This is a genomic window from Streptomyces sp. CBMA152 (assembly GCF_014596475.1).
Classification (GTDB): domain Bacteria; phylum Actinomycetota; class Actinomycetes; order Streptomycetales; family Streptomycetaceae; genus Streptomyces.
Genome location: NZ_MECJ01000025.1, coordinates 137956 through 154214, shown reverse-complemented (window position 1 = coordinate 154214; position 16259 = coordinate 137956). Strand labels below are relative to the sequence as shown.

Below are 16259 nucleotides of genomic sequence, written 5' to 3'. Positions count from 1 at the left end.
TCTTCTCTTCGTCGCCTGGCCTCATGGATGGAACCGGCTACATCAGCAGAAAAAGTGCAGATGAGGCACGGTTTCCCTCTTGACAATACCTCTGCGGGTGGTTAGGGCGCCCGCCGGGCCGGGGGTCCGTGCGGAGGCCGGGGCGAAGGTCCCGGAGCGGTGGGACCAACGGCCCGGGGGCCGGTCGGCCGGGAGGCGGTGGGCGGGCGGGGGCTGTGCTGTGCGTGTGACAATCGGGGCGTCGGCGCGGTTGTGGGACGTCTGCGGGATGTCCTGCGGACGTCCTGGCGTACGTCCAGTACGTCTCGTACGTCCATGGCCCGCGCCGCCGAGCACGGCACCGAACGAGCAGGAGACTGAGCACGATGCGCATCGGAGTTCTCACCGCAGGCGGCGACTGCCCCGGCCTGAACGCAGTGATCCGGTCGGTCGTGCACCGGGCCATGACCGGCCACGGCGACGAGGTCATCGGCTTCGAGGACGGCTTCAAGGGCCTGCTCGACGGACACTTCCGCCCGCTCGACCTCAACGCGGTGAGCGGCATCCTCGCGCGCGGCGGCACCATCCTGGGCTCGGCCCGTCTGGAGCGCGCCCGGCTGCGCGAGGCCGCCGAGAACTGCGCGGAACTCGCCCGCCGCTACGGCATCGACGCGCTCATCCCGATCGGCGGCGAGGGCACGCTCACCGCTGCCCGGATGCTGTCGGATGCGGGGATGCCGGTGGTCGGCGTGCCCAAGACCATCGACAACGACATCTCCTCCACCGACCGCACCTTCGGCTTCGACACCGCCGTCATGGTCGCCACCGAAGCCATCGACCGGCTGAAGACGACCGCCGAGTCGCATCAGCGGGTGATGGTCGTCGAGGTCATGGGGCGCCACGCGGGGTGGATCGCGCTGGAGTCCGGGATGGCGGGCGGCGCGCACGGCATCTGTCTGCCGGAGCGGCAGTTCGAGGTCGACGACCTGGTGAAGATGGTCGAGGAGCGGTTCGCGCGCGGCAAGAAGTTCGCGGTCATCTGCGTCGCCGAGGGCGCGCATCCGGCCGAGGGGTCCATGCCGTACGAGAAGGGCGCGATCGACCAGTACGGGCATGAGCGGTTCGCGGGCATCGGCAACCGGCTCGCCGTGGAGCTGGAGCGGCGCCTGGGCAAGGAGGCCCGGCCGGTCATCCTCGGGCATGTGCAGCGCGGCGGTGTGCCGACGGCGTACGACCGGGTGTTGGCGACCCGTTTCGGGTGGCACGCGGTGGAGGCGGTGCACCGGGGCGACTTCGGCAACATGACTGCGCTGCGGGGCACGGACATCGTGATGGCGCCGCTTGCGTCGGCGGTCACGGAGCTGAAGACGGTCCCGACGGACCGGATGTTCGAGGCGGAGTCGGTGTTCTGACCTGATCCGGCCCCCCGGGCGGGTGCGTCACACCTGCGCCAGCGCCCAGAAGTGGTCGACTATGCGGTCCAGGAATTCCCGGCCCGCGTCCCCCGCCGTCTGGTCCGCTGCCGCGCCGCTCGTTCCCCAGCTCATCGTCGACACCATGCGGCCCTGGTAGTCCGTGTGGAGTTGTTCCAGGACGTCCTGGAGGTGGTGGCGGGGGAGGGGGAGGAGTTTGGTGGCGGGGCGGACGTAGGCCTGCCAGCGGGTGGTGACCGCGCTGCGGAGCAGTTCCGCCAGGTCGTCCTCCTGGCCCGTCGCCGTGACGTACTCGCGGAGCGACAGGCCCAGTGCCTCGGACAGGGCTTCCGACTGGCGTTCGTTGCCGCGCCAGCGGCCCGACTCCTCCATCTTCAGATACGCCCCGGCCTCCACTCCGACCCGGCGCGCCAGGTCCTCGGGGCTCAGCCCGCGCGCCATCCGGTGTTCGCGCAGCGTCGCGGCCGCGGCCATCAGGTCGCCCGGCGAGCACCACAGCACCCCCGCGAGCGCGGTGAGCTCACGGGAGTCGGGCGTGGTCAGGCCCCGCTCCCACAGGACGACGGTCTCGGGGGAGACCCGCAGCCCGTACTGGGCGTACAGGCCGTAGGCGACATGGCCGGGCGCCATGCCCAGCGCCTCGCGCAGACGGCGCATGGCGGGGGCGTTGAAGGGCGGGGTGGGGTGCACGGGCACACCGTAGGTGCACAGGGTGACGGGTGACCACGGTGTGTTCGCCCAAATCTGGCAGTCCGTAGGAACGTACGTCTCCATTTATCGGATACGTCACGACGTCCGCTCAGCCCTTGACCGCTCCTGACAGCGCGAATCCGCCGCCCAGGCGCTGCGCGATCGCCACGTACAGAAGGAGCACCGGTGTCGAGTAGAGGATGGAGAACGCGGCGAGTTCGCCGTAGACCACCGAACCGTAGTTGCCGAAGAAAGTGAAGATCGAGACCGAGGCGGGCAGACGGTCGGGGGAGAGCAGGAGCATGAAGGGGACGAAGAAGTTCCCCCACAGCATGATGAAGGTGTAGATCGTCACCACCGTCACGCCCGGCCCCATCAGCGGCAGGATCACCCGCCACAGCGTCTGCGGCATCGACGCCCCGTCGGTCCAGGCCGCCTCTTCCAGGACGCGTGGCACGCCGTCCATGAAGTTCTTCATCAGCCAGATGGCGAACGGGAGTTGGGAGGCGGCGAGGAAGAGCGCCGTGCCGTACGTCGTGTCGATCAGGTTCACCTGCACGAACAGCCCGTACACCGGCACCATGACCGCCGTGATCGGCAGGCACGTGGTGAACAGGATCGTCAGGAGGTACGGGCGGGTCAGGCGCGAGCGGTAGCGCGAGAGCGGATACGCGGCGAGCACCGCGCACGCCACCGTCAGCGCGGTCGCCCCGCCGCACAGGACCAGGCTGTTGAGCATCGGCGTGAACGTGATGCCGTCGGTCCACACCGCCGAGAAGTTGTCCAGGGTCGGCGACTCGGGCAGCCGTACCCGTAGGTCCGCGTCGACGTTCAGGGACGAGAGCACCACCCACAGCAGCGGGAGCGCGAAGGCCGCGGCGACGCCGAGCAGTGCGGTGTCGGCCGCGAGGCGCTGCTTGGTGCGGCGCCGCATCACACCTCCACCCGCATCAGCCGCAGATAGACCACGGAGAACAACGCTCCCACCACAAGGAGCAGTAGGGCAACGGCCGTTCCGTATCCGATCAGGCTCTTCAGGAACGCCTGGTCGTACATGAACACCGGCAGCGTCTGGCTGCGCCGGCCCGGGCCGCCCCGGGTCATCGCCCAGATCAGCCCGAAGACGGAGAGCGTCTGGAGGGTGTTGAGCATCAGGTTGGTGCCGATGGAACGGCGGATCATCGGCAGCGTGATGTGCCACAGGCGCCGGATCCCGCTCGCGCCGTCGACCTCGGCCGCCTCGGTGATCTCCTGCGGGATCTCGGCGAGCGCGGCCGAGTAGATCAGCATCGAGAACGCGGTGCCGCGCCACACGTTGGCGAACGACACCGCGAGGATCGGCAGCCCGAACAGCCAGTTCTGGGTGGGCAGATGGAGCCAGTCGAGGATCGCGTTGAGGGTGCCCTCGCGGCGGAAGAAGGCGTACAGCAGGAACGCCGCGACGATCTCCGGCAGCACCCAGGCCGCGATCACCAGCGCCCCGGTGAGCGTGCGCACCGGCTTCGAGGCGCGCCGCATCAGCGCGGCGAGCGCGAGGCCCAGCGTGTTCTGCCCGACGATCGAGGACAGCACGGTGAACACCAGCGTCAGCCAGACGGCGTTGCGGAACCCGGGGTCGGCGAACGCCCGCCGGAAGTTGGCGAACCCGACGAAGCTGGTGCCGGACGAACCGGTCAACTGCATGTCCGTGAACGCGATGTAGACGCAGTAGCCGATGGGGCCGGCCAGGAAGAGCAGCAGGAGCAGAGTGGCGGGGGCGAGCGGGAGCCAGCGCAGCGGCCGCGCCGTCACCGGGCCGTCACCGCGCCCTGCGTGATCGTCTTCAGTTGGGAGTCGTACGACTTCGCCGCGTCCGCCGCCGAGGAGTCACCCGTGGTCACCGCCTCCATCGCCTCGCCGATCGCGGTCGACACCTGCGGATAGACCGGCAGCGCGGGGCGGTAGCGGGTGTACTTCACCAGACCCGTGAAGAAGTCGATGCCCGGCATCGACTTCAGATACGCGGGGTCCGCCGCCACGTCGTCGCGCACCGCGATCTGCGCGTCGACCACGTCCCACTTCACCGCGTTGACGGGCGTCTGCATCAGCTTGATGAACTCCCAGGCCAGGTCCGGGTTCTTGGCCTTCTGCGGGATCGCCCAGGTGAAGCCGCCGGACAGGGAGATCCGGCCGGGGGCCTGCCCGTCCTTGGTCGGCATCGCGGCCCGGCCGAGCGCGGTCGGCCAGGACGGCCACGGTTTGGCGCCCTTGGCGGTCCAGAACTGGCCCAGCCACGACCCGTCGAGCGCGATCGCGAGCTTGCCCTCGGGCAGCCACTCGGTGGCGACCCGGGTGTTCACATTGGCGTCGAGCGCGTCGGAGACATCGGGGCCGAGCTTCTCCCCGTACACCGTCCGTACGAAGGAGAGCGCGTCCCGGAAGCCCTGCGAGCCGGTGATCCACTTCCGCTCGGTGGGGTCGTACAGCGGGTTCTCGCCCGTGCCGTACAGCAGCATCTCGAAGCCCTGCATCACCGCAGCCTCGCCGACCGCCTTGCCGGTCAGGACGTTGAGCGGGATGACGCCCGGGACCTTCTGCTTGATGGTGCGGGCGGCGGCCAGGATGTCCGCCCAGTTCCTCGGCTGCCAGTCGGTGGGCAGGCCCGCCTTCGCGAAGATCTGCTTGTTGAACCACAGGCCCCGGGTGTCGGTGCCGTCCGGCACCCCGTACGTCTTGCCGTCCTCGGCCTTGGCCGCCGCCTTCGCCGTGGGGACGAAGCGGTTCCAGGAGACCCAGGCGTTCAGTCTGTCGTCCAGCGGTCTCAAGTACCCGGCTTTGATGTCGGAGTTGATACGGAAGGTGTCCTCGTAGACGAGGTCCGGCGCGGTCTTGGAGGACCGCATCATCTGCTGCGCCTTGGTGGCGTAGTCGTTGTCCGGGGCCTGGATCGGGACGAGCTTGACCTTCTTGCCGGGGTTGTCCTTCTCGAACTCCTCCTTCACCGACTGCAGGAAGTCGTCCTTGAAGCGGACCTTGTTGTCGGTCGAGCGGTTGTAGGCGACCTTGAGGGTGCCCGAGTCACCGCCGGAGCCGCCGCAGGCGGCGAGCGAACCGGCGGCGAGCGCGGTGGCGAGGATGAACGGGGCAAGGGCGGTGGGGCGCACGGCACGACCTCCTCTGGCCACGAATGGCTGCCCGGTGAACGTAAAGCCGCCGGTGGGCAGGGTCAATGGGGCCTGGCGGGCGTGACTGGTCGTCAACTGCCCTGTCAGCGGCGGGAGTCGACCCAGCGGTACTGGAGCTCCGGGCGCCCGATCTGCCCGTACTGCGGGGTGCGCTCGGCGCGGCCCGTGTCGACCAGGTGCTCCAGATAGCGGCGGGCCGTGATCCGCGAGATGCCGACCGCCTCGCCCGCCGCCGTCGCCGTGACGCCCGCCGCCGAGGCACGCAGGGTGCGGGTGACGGCCTGGAGCGTGGGCGCGCTGAGCCCCTTGGGCAGGGCGGTGGGCTGCGGCGCGCGCAGCGTGGAAAGGGCCCGGTCCACCTCCTCCTGCCCGCTGGCCTCCCCGGCCGTCGCGCGGAACTCGGCGTAGCGCACCAGCCGGTCGCGCAGGGTGGCGAAGGTGAACGGCTTCAGTACGTACTGGACCACGCCGAGCGAGACGCCCTCGCGGACCATCGTCAGATCGCGCGCCGAGGTCACCGCGATGACATCCGCGCCGTGCCCGGCCGCCCGCAGCGAGCGGACCAGGTGGAGGCCGTGCCCGTCGGGGAGGTAGAGGTCGAGCAGGAGCAGATCGACCTCGACGCGGTCGAGCGCGCGCAGCGCCTCGGCCCGCGAGTGGGCGACCCCGGCGACCGTGAAGCCGGGCACCCGCCCGACGTACAGCCGGTGCGCGTCGGCGGCGACCGGGTCGTCCTCGACGACCAGCACTCTGATGGGGCCTTCGCCGCTCATACCGGCACGGCCTCACTGCGCAGCAGCGGCAGCCGTACGGTGAACTCGGCGCCGCCGTAAGGCCCTTGGGTGAGCTCCACACTGCCGCCGTGCCGTGCCACGGTCAGCCGGACCAGCGCGAGCCCGATCCCGCGCCCGGGGCTCTTGGTGGACCAGCCGCGCTCGAAGACCGCGTCGGCGGCCGCCGGGTCGACACCCGCCCCGCTGTCGGCCACCCGTACGAGAAGTTCCTCGCCCTCGGTGGCGAGCGTGACCGCCACCCGGGCGCCCGCGCTGCCCTGGGCCGCGTCGACCGCGTTGTCCACCAGGTTGCCGAGCACGGTGACCAGGTCGCGCGAGGGCAGGGTCGGCGGCAGCAGACCGTCCTCGATGGCGCTGCCCTCGGTCAGGCTCAGCTCGACGCCGTGTTCGTTGGCCTGCGCGGCCTTGCCGAGCAGCAGCGCGGCGAGCACCGGCTCGCCGACGGCCGTCACCACCTGGTCGGTGAGCGCCTGGGCGAGCTCCAGCTCGGCGGTGGCGAACTCCACGGCCTCCTCGGCCCGGCCCAGCTCGATCAGCGAGACCACGGCGTGCAGCCGGTTGGCGGCCTCGTGCGCCTGCGCCCGCAGCGCCTGGGTGAAGCCGCGCTCGGAGTCCAACTCCCCTGAAAGCGCCTGGAGTTCGGTGTGGTCGCGCAGGGTCACGACCGTGCCCCGGCGGCCGCCGCTGGTGACCGGCCGGGTGTTCACCACCACGATCCGGTCGGCCGTCATATGGACCTCGTCCGCCCTCGGCTCGCTGGCGAGCAGCGCCCCGACGAGCGACGCGGGCAGCCCGAGCCCGGCGACGGACTGCCCCACCGCGTCCTCGCCGAGCCCGAGCAGCTCCCGCCCGCCGTCGTTGATCAGCGCGATCCGGCGCTGCCCGTCCAGCATCAGCAGCCCCTCGCGCACGGCGTGCAGCGCGGCCTGGTGGTAGTCGTGCATCTGGCTGAGCTCGGCCGCGTTCATCCCATGGGTGTGCCGCCGCAGCCGCGCGTTGATCACATACGTGCCGAGGCCGCCGAACGCCAGCACCCCGGAGGCGACCGCGAGCAGCGCCGCGACCTGCTTGCGCACCTGCTCGCTGATCTTGTCGATGGTGATGCCCGCGCTGACCAGGGCGGTGATTCTGCCGTGGTCGAGTACGGGCGCCACGACCCTCACCGAGGGCCCGAGCACGCCCATGTGCGTCTCACTGAACGTTTCTCCCCGCAGCGCGGGCCGGATGTCGCCGAGGTACTTGCGGCCGATCTCGCCGGGCACCGGATGCGTCCAGCGCGTCCCGTCCGGCGCGAGGACCACCACGAAGTCGACGCCCGAGGTGTGCCGCAGCGTCTCCGCGTACGGCTGGAGGACGGCCGTCGGGTCCTTGGAGCGGGCCGCCTCCACGACCGCGGGCGAGGTGGCGACGGCGGTCGCGATCGCGGTGGTCTGGCGCCGCGCGGTCTCCTCGGCCTGCGCCCGGTCCTGTACGTACGAGTAGAGCGCGCAGCCCGCCACGATCGCCGCGACCAGCACCACCTGCATGGCGAAGAGCTGGCCCGCGAGGCTGCGGGGACGGGGAATGCGCATGCCGGACAGTGTGCACCGGCGCAGGTCGCAGTTTGAACAAGGTGCGTGAACGAAATGCACGCAACGGTGACGCGTGTCACAGCCTGGTGGATAGTCGCGGGGATCCACCGGGACGTGGACCGCCGTACGCGGGACGCGTACGGGAAGCAGGAGGAGGCACCCCGTGACCACAGCAGCCGCCAGGCGGGACCGACCCCAGGCCCCCGAGGGCCGGGGGGACCGCCGTACCCACTACCTCTACCTCGCCGTCGTCGGCGCGGTACTGATCGGCATCGCGGTGGGCTTCGCGGCTCCCGGCGTCGCCGTCGAGCTGAAGCCCATCGGCACCGGCTTCGTGAACCTGATCAAGATGCTGATCTCGCCGATCATCTTCTGCACGATCGTGCTCGGCATCGGCTCGGTCCGCAAAGCCGCCAAGGTCGGCGTGGTCGGCGGCCTCGCGCTCGGCTACTTCCTGGTGATGTCGACCGTGGCGCTCGCCATCGGCCTGGTCGTCGGCAACATCCTGGAGCCCGGCTCCGGACTGCACCTGACCGAGGCCACCCGGCACGTGGGCGCCAAGCAGGCGGCCGGCGCCAGCGAGTCGACGGCCGACTTCCTGCTCGGGATCATCCCCAAGACGATGGTCTCGGCGTTCACCGAGGGCCAGGTCCTCCAGACGCTCCTGATCGCCCTGCTCGTCGGCTTCGCGCTGCAGGCCATGGGCAAGGCGGGCGAGCCGGTGCTGCGCGGGATCGGCCACATCCAGAAGCTGGTCTTCCGGATCCTGTCGATGGTGATGTGGGCCGCTCCCGTGGGCGCGTTCGGCGCCATCGCGGCGGTGGTCGGCGAGACCGGCACGGACGCGCTGAAATCGCTGGCCGTCATCATGATCGGCTTCTACATCACCTGCGCGCTCTTCGTCTTCGTGGTCCTCGGCACCCTGCTGCGGCTGCTCGCCGGGGTGAACATCTTCCGGCTCCTGAAGTACCTGGGCCGCGAGTTCCTGCTGATCCTGTCCACCTCGTCCTCGGAGACCGCGCTGCCGCGCCTGATCGCCAAGATGGAGCACCTCGGCGTGAGCCGGGCAGTGGCGGGCATCACGGTCCCGACCGGCTACTCCTTCAACCTCGACGGCACCGCGATCTACCTCACGATGTCCTCACTGTTCATCGCCAACGCGATGGGCGAGCCGCTCAGCGCGGGCCAGCAGATCTCGCTGCTCCTGTTCATGATCGTCGCCTCCAAGGGCGCGGCGGGCGTCACCGGCGCGGGCCTGGCCACCCTGGCCGGCGGTCTCCAGTCGCACCGCCCCGAACTGGTCGACGGCGTCGGCCTGATCGTCGGCATCGACCGCTTCATGAGCGAGGCGCGGGCGCTGACGAACTTCGCGGGCAACGCGGTGGCGACGGTTCTGGTGGGTACCTGGACCAAGGAGATCGACAAGGCGCGCGTGGAGGAGGTGCTGGCGGGCAGGGCGCCGTTCGACGACGTGCTGTTCGCGTCGGGCGACGACCACGGCGGTCCTTCGGTTGAGGATGCTCCGGCCGAAGTCCCTGATCAGCGGGAACCCGCCACCCCCTGAGCGCGTCTGGACAGGCGTCCACTACGGTGCGGGGCGTCCGTCCGGAAGCGGGTGACGGGGAGATGAAGGCGAGCATGAAGATCGACTGGGACCGGCGTACCTGCGCACGGCGCGGCCATGTGACGTACGAGCCGCACGAGGCGCAGCTGAAGCACCGGCTGCGCGCCCACACCGGGCTCGGCGAGGCCTGGCGCTGTCTGCGCTGCGGCGACTTCGCCCTCGGCACCCCGCACGGCTCGGGCCCGGCGGACGACGCGCCGCTGGTGCCGCGCGGAAAGGTGCTGCGGGACCTGTTCATCCTGCGGTTCCTGGCCGTCGAGCGGCTGGTGCGCGGGGTGTTCATCGTCCTGGTGGCGCTCGCCATCTGGAAGTTCAGCAACAGCCAGGACTCGGTGCGCCAGCTCTTCGACGAGAACCTGGACGTCTTCCGCCCGGTCTTCCAGCACTTCCACTACGACCTGGACCACTCGCCGGTCGTCGACTCCATCCGCAAGTCGTTCGGCTACAAGCACTCCACGCTGGTGGCCGTGGCAGCGGCGCTGCTCGTGTACGCGCTGATCGAGCTCGTCGAGGCCGTCGGCCTGTGGCGGGGCGAGCGCTGGGCGGAGTACCTGACGGTGGTGGCGACGGCGGCGTTCCTTCCGCTGGAGATCTACGAACTCACCGAGAAGGTCAGCCCCTTCAAGATCGTCACGCTGGCGCTCAATGTGCTCGCCGTGCTCTGGATCCTGCTCTCCAAGCGCCTGTTCGGCCTGCGCGGCGGACGGGCAGCCTTTGAGGCGGAGCGACACAGCGCGTCGCTGATGGAAGTCGAGGCGACGGCCGGTCTCGCGGTGGGGACGACGTGAAGGGACTCGGACGATGACAACAACGACAACAGCGACGAGGGCAATGAACAACCGAGGTATTCGTAAGGCAGCCGTGGTGCTGTCCCTGCTGCTGGGCGGGGCCCTGATGGCCCCGGCGGCGGCCGAGGCGGCGCCGTCGAGCGCGGTGGTGCGTACGGTGTCGGCGGCGACGTCCACCACGGCTTCCGAGGCGCGCACGACGGGCGCACAGGCGCCCGCCGCGCAGTCCGCGGCGTACGTGACGTACGACAAGTCGGCGCACACCACCCTCGCCAAGCCGAAGAAGAAAAAGAAGAGCTTCCTCAAGAAGCTGGGCATCTTCCTGTTGGTGATCTTCCTGCTCTTCGTCGCGCTGGTGGTCCTGGTGATCTGGTGGATCGTGCGGAAGATCCGCAACCGGCGCCGCCACTGAGCACGGCGCACGGCGGTCAGGGCAACAACGCCAGTTCGTCGTCGTCCAGGACCAGGTCGGCGGCCGCGGCCGAGTCCCGTACGGACTCGGGGCGGCTGCCGCCCGGGATGGGCACGACGTTGGGCGAGCGGCCGAGCAGCCAGGCCAGCGCGACCTGTTGAGGGCTGACGCCGCGTTCGCGGGCCACGGTGTGGAACCCGTCGAACGCGGGGTCGGCCGCGACCGCCGACGCCCCGTCCAGCGAACTGCGCGAGATCCCGCCGAGCGGACTCCAGGGCAGGAAGGCAAGACCCAGCTCGGCGGTGAGACGCAGCTCGGGCTCGGCGTCGCGTACGGCGGCGGAGTACCGGTTCTGCACGGAGACCAGCCGGTCCCCGAGAATGTCCCGCGCCTGCCGGATCTGCGCCTCGTCGACATTGGAGAGCCCGGCGAGCCGGATGACACCCTCGTCGAGGAGTTCGCGCAGCGCGCCGAGGGATTCGGCGAACGGGACGGCGGGATCGGGCTTGTGCAGCTGGTACAGCCCGATGGCGTCGGTGCCGAGCCGCCCCAACGACTCCTTCGCGGCCCGCTTCAGATGCTCCGGCCGCCCGTCGACACTCCAGTCCCCGTCGTCCGTACGCCCCCGCCCGCCCTTCGTGGCGACCAGTACGCCGTCGAGCGAGCTGCCGTACGAGGCGAGCGCGCGGGCGAGCAGTGATTCGTTGTGGCCGGGGTTGCCGCCGGGGGCGTAGTACGAGTCGGCGGTGTCGAGCAGGGTGACGCCCGCGTCGAGGGCGGCGTGAACGGTGGCGAGGGCGCGGCTCTCGTCGGGCCGCCCTTCGATGGAGAGCGGCATGGCGCCGTACCCGATGGCGCTGACCTTCAGATCCCCAAGTGCGCGGTACTGCATGCTAGTTGACTCCTCTGGTCGTGTTCTTGAGGGTTTCGGCCACGGCGTCCGTGAGCCAGTCCTTGGTCTGGGAGAAGGCGAAGCCGAGGCGTTCGGCGCGGGAGTTGTCCATGGCGTACGCGCGACGGAAGGAGAAGGGGGAGACTTCGCCGACGTCGACGGTTTGGTAGATGGCGGGTCGGTTTTCGGCGACGGCGTCGACGATGTCGTGGGTGGTGAGCGGCCCGTGGGAGGCGGCGTTGACGGGTCCGGTGAAGTCCTGTCCGCCGACCCAGAACAGGAAATCGGCGATCTCGTCGACGTTGATGTAGGTGGCGGGCTGGTTGCGGACGGGCACGGCGACGGCTTCGCCGTTACGCATGCGGTCCGCGTAGTGCGCGATACGCCCGGTGAAGTCGTCGGCGCCGCCGAGGACGTGGGCGACGCGGACGGAGACGTACGGGAAGTCGGCGGGGCGTGCGGCGAGGACGGCTTCGGCCTGCCGCTTGCCTTCGCCGTAGTGGGCGTTGAGGAACTCGCGGTCGCCCCAGGGGAGTTCAAGGTCGATGTCGATATGGGCGGGGTCGATGGCGGTTTCTGACACCGGTAGGGGAGAGTCCTCGTACTCGTACACCTCGACGGTGGAGGTCATGACATACCGGCGGGTGCGGTGGGCGAAGACGCGGCGGGCGATGGCGGCCTGGCGCGGGGTGTAGCAGACCTGGTCGAAGACGACGTCGAAGGTGCGGTGCGCGAGGGCGGTTTCGAGGGCGGCCTCGTCGTCGCGGTCGGCGACGAGGTGTTCGGCGCCGGGCGGGGGTGGCGCGGACCCCCGGTTCAGTACGGTGACCCGGTCCCCGGCGCCGAGCAGCCGGGCGATGAGCCGCTTGCCGAAGTAGCGGTTACCGCCGATGACCAGCACGTTTCGTGTCCTTGCCGCCTCTTGTGTCATGTCCACAAGTGTTACGTTGACGGGGCGCGTCCTGAAGGGGGAAACATGGGAGAACTGGTCGCTGTACCAAAGGAATCGCGGAGTTCGAAGGGTCCGGCCAACGATTCCTCACCGACCTTCGATCAGGTCGATCGGCACCTGCTGGAAGTGGTCCAGGCGGAGGGCCGGATCAAGCTGAGTGAGCTGGGCCGCCGGGTGCGGCTGAGCCCGGCGGCGGTGACGGAACGGCTGCGGCGGCTTGAGTCGAGCGGCGCGATCACGGGTTACGGCGCGCGGGTCGACCCGGCCCGCCTCGGCTACGGCATCCAGGCGTTCATCCGCGTCAACCCGCACGGCGGCTACACGCTGAAACACCCCAGGACCCTGGAGCTGATGGCCCGCCAGGAGATCCGCGAGGTCCACCACGTGGTGGGCGAGGACTGCTGGATCATCAAGGTCGCGGTCGCGGACACGGGGCACTTGGAAGAGATCCTGTCGGAGGTGTCGGCGCTGGGCCGCACGACGACGTCGATCGTGCTGTCGTCTCCGGTGGAGGGGAGGGGGTTGGGGCCGGTGGGGTGAGGGCCGCGCGGTGGTACTGGTCGTCCGCGGTCCCGGCGAACCTCCGACCCCGTGGAGGTGACCTCCGTGGCAGGGTGAACTCGTGGCACGGACCGAGTTCTACGACGATCCCGAGGCCCCCGAACCCAACAGCCTGGTGGTGGCGGCCTCCGCCGTGATCACGGACGACGACGGCCGCATCCTGCTCCAGCGACGGCGGGACAACGGCCTGTGGGCGCTGCCGGGCGGCGGCATGGAGATGACCGACTCACTGCCGGGCACGGCGGTGCGGGAGGTCAAGGAGGAGACGGGGCTGGACGTGGAGATCACCGGGCTGGTCGGCACGTACACGGACCCGCGCCATGTGATCGCGTACACGGACGGCGAAGTGCGCCGCCAGTTCAACATCTGCTTCACGGCACGCGTGACCGGGGGAACGCTGGCCCTCTCGGACGAGAGCACAGAACTCCGCTTCGTGGCCCCGGCCGAGCTCAACGCCCTGCCGATCCACCACACCCAGCGGCCGCGGCTCGACCACTTCTTGGCGAATCGGGATACGCCGTATTTGGGGTAGGGGAGCGAGCCGTGGCGGTCACGATGTACGCGGGCGGCCCATCGGCGAAGCGGCGGGACCGGATCCGGCTCGCAGGACCTCCGCGACCTTCTCCGCCAGCCCGGCGGGGATCGCCCCGACGTCGACCCATGGCGTGCCGCGACCACTCACCACCGGCCGCAGCCGCGCCCTGGCGTTGTCCGGTGCGCCGATGGCCCCGAGCGCGTCCTCGAGCGCATCGGTGGCCTCAGCGGCTCTGTCCCAGCCGCCCTTCCACTGCGACATCTCCATGCGGATTCACCCGTCCTGTGTGGCTGCTGATCGTGCTGTGATCTTGCCGTCGCGGGATCGGCGGCCACAGGGACGTAACGGGCTACTTTGGAGGGCTTAGTTGGCCTCAGCTGCCTACGGGCTTGCCGTGTTCGAGGTACACGGGATGCCCGTGTACCCGGGCCGCGGCGGCCTGCTCGACCCGACGGGCGAGTCTCGGGATGAGAAGCCGGTCAAGGTCCTGCACGGGGTGAAACTCCGCGGCCAGCAACTCGTCAGGGGCAAGCCTGAGCGATGCCGCCTCGTCCGCGCTGAGCTCTCCGCCGTCGAAGATGTACAGGACCTTGTCGCCCTCGCGCTCGCTGGGTGCCCAGTCGACGACGAGGAGTGGGCCGATGGGCGGAGTGATGCCCAGCTCTTCCTGAACCTCGCGGCGGCACGCGGCCAGCGGGGACTCGCCTGACTCGACGTAACCACCGGGAATCTCCCACATCGGCTTGTACGAGGGACGGACCAGAAGTACGCGACCCCGGAAGTCCGAGAACACCGCGCCCGCCGCCATGCGCGGCCGTGCCATCCGCTGCTCTTCGTCGTTCTCGGGCACGGCAGGAGCCTACTTGCCCGAATTCGGCGGCTGGAGCCGGTCGTTGACGCGCCGGGTCGGTCTCTTCCCGCACCGTGGCTCGCGGGAGCAAGCGGCCCACTACGCTCGCACGCATGGCAGCGAGTGCGGCGAAGGCCCTGACGGCACACGCCGTGCGGGACGCCGCCGCGCGGCTCGGGGAATGGCAGAGCACGCGCGGCTGGGCGGAGATCGAGGATCTTCAGGACCTCGTGCTCGACGCGCTGCCGGGCGGTGGGAGGTGAGCGCGGCTCCGCCCGTACATCGGTGCATCCCTGCGCGGGACCGGCCGTCGTGACGGTAGCTTCAGACTCATGGCCACTGAGCACCTGGGCGATCGTGTGGCGAGGTTGCGGCGTCTTGCGGATCTGACGCAGGAGGGGCTGGCCGAGCGGTCGGGCGTGTCTGTTGACGTGATTCGGAAGCTGGAGCAGCGGCGTAAGCACAGTGCGCGGCTTCCGACGCTGCACGCCCTGTCCAAGGGGCTCGGGGCCGAGTTGACCGCTCTTCTCGGTGATCCGCCCGGCGTGCCGTCCACCGGGGAGGCCGATCCGCCTCAACTCGTCGCCGTGCGGCGCGCGATCATGCCGCCGCTGTTCGCCCCGCCCCCGGAGCCGTCCGGTGGCGAGCAGCTCTCGTTGCCGCTGCTGCGGGCCGAGCTGTCGCAGGGCTGGACCCTCTATCACGACGCCGAGTTCGTCCGTCTCATGGATGTGCTGCCCGGCATCATCGCGGATGCGCGTCTCATGGCCGCCGTGGGCAGTGCCGATCAACGGGCGGACGGACAGGCCGCGTTGGGCAAGGCCCTGCAACTCGGCGGTCACCTCGCGATTCGGCTCGGCAAGTCCGATCTGGCGCTTTCGGCGCTGGAACGCGCCATAGACGCCGCCGGGCAGTCGTCCGACCCGCTGCTGGCGGCGATGGCGTCCAACTCCGTCGCGTGGGCGTACCAGCGGCAGAACCGTCTCGACGATGCGACCCACCTGGCCGTACATGCCGCCGACGGCGTCGAGCGGGACCACACGCACACCTCGGAGGGGGTACGGGTGTGGGGCGGGCTGCTCATGTCGGCGGCGACCAGTTACGCCCGGCGCGACGACTACGCCACGGCCGACGAGATGATGCGGACCGCCGAGCGGGCGGCCGGCCGTCTGGCGACGCTTCCGCCCCCGGCCGACGGCAAGTTGGTGTCGGTCTTCTCGAAGTCGTCCGTACGTATCGAACGGGTCCGCCTCGCCGTGCAGCACGCACGCCCCGAGGAGGCACTGGCCCTGGCCAAGGGCATGCGCCTCAGTGCCGACACCCCACCGTCGTGGCGCACCTGGCTGCTGCTGGACGTGGCCCGGGCGCACACGGACATCGGGGACGCCGGGGGTGCCGTACGAGCGCTGGAGTCGCTGCGGAAGGTCGCGCCCGCGTGGATGCGGCACCACACCTTCGCGGTCGCGATCGTGTCGGACCTCTGGGCGGGGCCGAACCGCCCACCCGGCCTGCGCAAGCTCGCCGAGTTCCTGGGCATCGCCAACTGAGCGGCGGCCACGGCACACCCCGCCCCCGAAAACCCCCTTGCCTTGACGTCCGCGTCAAGGATTACCGTCGCAGTATGCGAATCGGCGAGCTGGCCGCTCGGGCCGGGACCACCACTCGGGCGCTGCGGTATTACGAGTCGCGGGGGCTGTTGGCCGCGCGGCGTGCGGAGAACGGGTATCGCACGTATGACGAGGAGGACCTGCGGCTGCTTCAGCAGATCCGGACCCTGCAGGACTTCGGGTTCGAGCTGGAGGAGACGCGGCCCTTTGTGGAGTGTCTGCGGGCGGGGCATCCGGCGGGGGACACCTGTCCGGCCTCGCTCGCCGTCTATCGGCGCAAGCTCGCCGAGCTCGACGGGCTGATCGGGCAGCTCGGTGCCGTACGCGATCAGGTCGGTGCGCAATTGGCGCGGGCCGAGCTGGAGGCCGGTTCGCGGGAACCTCGATGTGAGATGACAGGGGAGTGA

General features: G+C 70.2%; 19 protein-coding genes. 9 read left to right on the top strand and 10 right to left on the bottom strand.

Annotation, left to right across the window (positions count from 1 at the left end; all coding sequences use genetic code 11):
* Positions 1–365: 365 nt before the first annotated feature.
* On the top strand, positions 366–1391 hold the full coding sequence (locus BG418_RS22115) for an ATP-dependent 6-phosphofructokinase (RefSeq protein WP_188275689.1): 1026 nt from the start codon (positions 366–368) through the stop codon (positions 1389–1391).
* Positions 1392–1418: 27 nt separating this feature from the next.
* Here the strand turns inward: BG418_RS22115 and BG418_RS22110 are convergent, their stop codons facing one another.
* From BG418_RS22110 to BG418_RS22085, 6 genes are all read right to left on the bottom strand, one after another.
* Entirely contained in the window at positions 1419–2069 is a 651-nt protein-coding gene (locus BG418_RS22110) for a helix-turn-helix domain-containing protein (protein WP_398999843.1), read from the bottom strand.
* 142 nt (positions 2070–2211) lie between these two features.
* Positions 2212–3036: a carbohydrate ABC transporter permease gene (locus BG418_RS22105; protein ID WP_188275687.1), complete on the bottom strand. Its 825-nt coding sequence runs from the start codon at positions 3034–3036 to the stop codon at positions 2212–2214.
* Positions 3036–3893 (bottom strand): carbohydrate ABC transporter permease, encoded by an 858-nt coding sequence (locus BG418_RS22100; protein WP_188275686.1) that lies wholly within the window; start codon positions 3891–3893, stop codon positions 3036–3038. Before BG418_RS22100 ends, BG418_RS22105 begins: the two co-directional genes overlap by 1 nt.
* Positions 3890–5245: an extracellular solute-binding protein gene (locus BG418_RS22095; protein ID WP_188275685.1), complete on the bottom strand. Its 1356-nt coding sequence runs from the start codon at positions 5243–5245 to the stop codon at positions 3890–3892. Before BG418_RS22095 ends, BG418_RS22100 begins: the two co-directional genes overlap by 4 nt.
* Before the next feature lie 104 nt (positions 5246–5349).
* On the bottom strand, positions 5350–6039 hold the full coding sequence (locus BG418_RS22090) for a response regulator (RefSeq protein WP_188275684.1): 690 nt from the start codon (positions 6037–6039) through the stop codon (positions 5350–5352).
* A complete protein-coding gene (locus tag BG418_RS22085; protein WP_188275683.1) occupies positions 6036–7631 on the bottom strand; it encodes a sensor histidine kinase in 1596 nt (531 codons plus the stop codon). The genes BG418_RS22090 and BG418_RS22085 overlap by 4 nt, the downstream gene beginning before the upstream one ends.
* A 163-nt stretch (positions 7632–7794) precedes the next feature.
* Here BG418_RS22085 and BG418_RS22080 point away from each other — a divergent pair, with 163 nt between their 5' ends.
* From BG418_RS22080 to BG418_RS22070, 3 genes are all read left to right on the top strand, one after another.
* Entirely contained in the window at positions 7795–9195 is a 1401-nt protein-coding gene (locus BG418_RS22080; RefSeq protein ID WP_188275682.1) for a cation:dicarboxylate symporter family transporter, read from the top strand.
* 74 nt (positions 9196–9269) lie between these two features.
* Positions 9270–10043 (top strand): DUF2127 domain-containing protein, encoded by a 774-nt coding sequence (locus BG418_RS22075; RefSeq protein WP_188275681.1) that lies wholly within the window; start codon positions 9270–9272, stop codon positions 10041–10043.
* 43 nt (positions 10044–10086) lie between these two features.
* A complete protein-coding gene (locus BG418_RS22070) occupies positions 10087–10455 on the top strand; it encodes a hypothetical protein (protein ID WP_188275680.1) in 369 nt (122 codons plus the stop codon).
* A gap of 16 nt (positions 10456–10471) precedes the next feature.
* Here the strand turns inward: BG418_RS22070 and BG418_RS22065 are convergent, their stop codons facing one another.
* Together BG418_RS22065 and BG418_RS22060 are read right to left on the bottom strand one after the other, a co-directional pair.
* Entirely contained in the window at positions 10472–11347 is an 876-nt protein-coding gene (locus tag BG418_RS22065) for an aldo/keto reductase (RefSeq protein ID WP_188275679.1), read from the bottom strand.
* A 1-nt stretch (position 11348) separates the two neighbouring features.
* On the bottom strand, positions 11349–12278 hold the full coding sequence (locus BG418_RS22060; protein ID WP_188275678.1) for an NAD-dependent epimerase/dehydratase family protein: 930 nt from the start codon (positions 12276–12278) through the stop codon (positions 11349–11351).
* A 45-nt stretch (positions 12279–12323) separates the two neighbouring features.
* Here BG418_RS22060 and BG418_RS22055 point away from each other — a divergent pair, with 45 nt between their 5' ends.
* Both BG418_RS22055 and BG418_RS22050 read left to right on the top strand, forming a co-directional pair.
* Complete coding sequence (locus BG418_RS22055) at positions 12324–12839, top strand: Lrp/AsnC family transcriptional regulator (protein ID WP_188275677.1); 516 nt, start codon at positions 12324–12326, stop codon at positions 12837–12839.
* A gap of 82 nt (positions 12840–12921) precedes the next feature.
* Positions 12922–13392 carry an NUDIX domain-containing protein gene (locus BG418_RS22050; protein WP_188275676.1) on the top strand — a complete coding sequence of 157 codons (471 nt, stop codon included), beginning with the start codon at positions 12922–12924 and terminating at the stop codon, positions 13390–13392.
* 18 nt (positions 13393–13410) lie between these two features.
* On the opposite strand, the gene BG418_RS22045 is transcribed toward BG418_RS22050, so the two are convergent.
* A complete protein-coding gene (locus BG418_RS22045; RefSeq protein WP_188275675.1) occupies positions 13411–13662 on the bottom strand; it encodes a hypothetical protein in 252 nt (83 codons plus the stop codon).
* Between the two features lie 106 nt (positions 13663–13768).
* Positions 13769–14245 carry an NUDIX domain-containing protein gene (locus tag BG418_RS22040; RefSeq protein WP_188275674.1) on the bottom strand — a complete coding sequence of 159 codons (477 nt, stop codon included), beginning with the start codon at positions 14243–14245 and terminating at the stop codon, positions 13769–13771.
* 113 nt (positions 14246–14358) lie between these two features.
* On the opposite strand from BG418_RS22040, the gene BG418_RS22035 reads away from it, so the two are divergent.
* The 3 genes from BG418_RS22035 (at position 14359) to BG418_RS22025 (ending at position 16259) form a co-directional block, all read left to right on the top strand.
* Entirely contained in the window at positions 14359–14508 is a 150-nt protein-coding gene (locus tag BG418_RS22035; RefSeq protein WP_188275673.1) for a hypothetical protein, read from the top strand.
* 69 nt (positions 14509–14577) lie between these two features.
* Complete coding sequence (locus BG418_RS22030) at positions 14578–15792, top strand: helix-turn-helix domain-containing protein (protein WP_188275672.1); 1215 nt, start codon at positions 14578–14580, stop codon at positions 15790–15792.
* 74 nt (positions 15793–15866) lie between these two features.
* Entirely contained in the window at positions 15867–16259 is a 393-nt protein-coding gene (locus BG418_RS22025) for a MerR family transcriptional regulator (protein WP_188275671.1), read from the top strand.

What these genes read in the sequence shown, in the direction of transcription:
- BG418_RS22110 (WP_398999843.1), bottom strand. Translation starts at nt 2,069, where the DNA reads ATGCGCCGTCTGCGCGAGGCGCTGGGCATGGCGCCCGGCCATGTCGCC.
- BG418_RS22075 (WP_188275681.1), top strand. Translation starts at nt 9,270, where the DNA reads ATGAAGATCGACTGGGACCGGCGTACCTGCGCACGGCGCGGCCATGTG.
- BG418_RS22035 (WP_188275673.1), top strand. Translation starts at nt 14,359, where the DNA reads ATGGCAGCGAGTGCGGCGAAGGCCCTGACGGCACACGCCGTGCGGGAC.
- BG418_RS22060 (WP_188275678.1), bottom strand. Translation starts at nt 12,278, where the DNA reads ATGACACAAGAGGCGGCAAGGACACGAAACGTGCTGGTCATCGGCGGT.
- BG418_RS22085 (WP_188275683.1), bottom strand. Translation starts at nt 7,631, where the DNA reads ATGCGCATTCCCCGTCCCCGCAGCCTCGCGGGCCAGCTCTTCGCCATG.
- BG418_RS22025 (WP_188275671.1), top strand. Translation starts at nt 15,867, where the DNA reads ATGCGAATCGGCGAGCTGGCCGCTCGGGCCGGGACCACCACTCGGGCG.
- BG418_RS22055 (WP_188275677.1), top strand. Translation starts at nt 12,324, where the DNA reads ATGGGAGAACTGGTCGCTGTACCAAAGGAATCGCGGAGTTCGAAGGGT.
- BG418_RS22065 (WP_188275679.1), bottom strand. Translation starts at nt 11,347, where the DNA reads ATGCAGTACCGCGCACTTGGGGATCTGAAGGTCAGCGCCATCGGGTAC.
- BG418_RS22045 (WP_188275675.1), bottom strand. Translation starts at nt 13,662, where the DNA reads ATGGAGATGTCGCAGTGGAAGGGCGGCTGGGACAGAGCCGCTGAGGCC.
- BG418_RS22090 (WP_188275684.1), bottom strand. Translation starts at nt 6,039, where the DNA reads ATGAGCGGCGAAGGCCCCATCAGAGTGCTGGTCGTCGAGGACGACCCG.
- BG418_RS22030 (WP_188275672.1), top strand. Translation starts at nt 14,578, where the DNA reads ATGGCCACTGAGCACCTGGGCGATCGTGTGGCGAGGTTGCGGCGTCTT.
- BG418_RS22105 (WP_188275687.1), bottom strand. Translation starts at nt 3,036, where the DNA reads ATGCGGCGCCGCACCAAGCAGCGCCTCGCGGCCGACACCGCACTGCTC.
- BG418_RS22115 (WP_188275689.1), top strand. Translation starts at nt 366, where the DNA reads ATGCGCATCGGAGTTCTCACCGCAGGCGGCGACTGCCCCGGCCTGAAC.
- BG418_RS22070 (WP_188275680.1), top strand. Translation starts at nt 10,087, where the DNA reads ATGAACAACCGAGGTATTCGTAAGGCAGCCGTGGTGCTGTCCCTGCTG.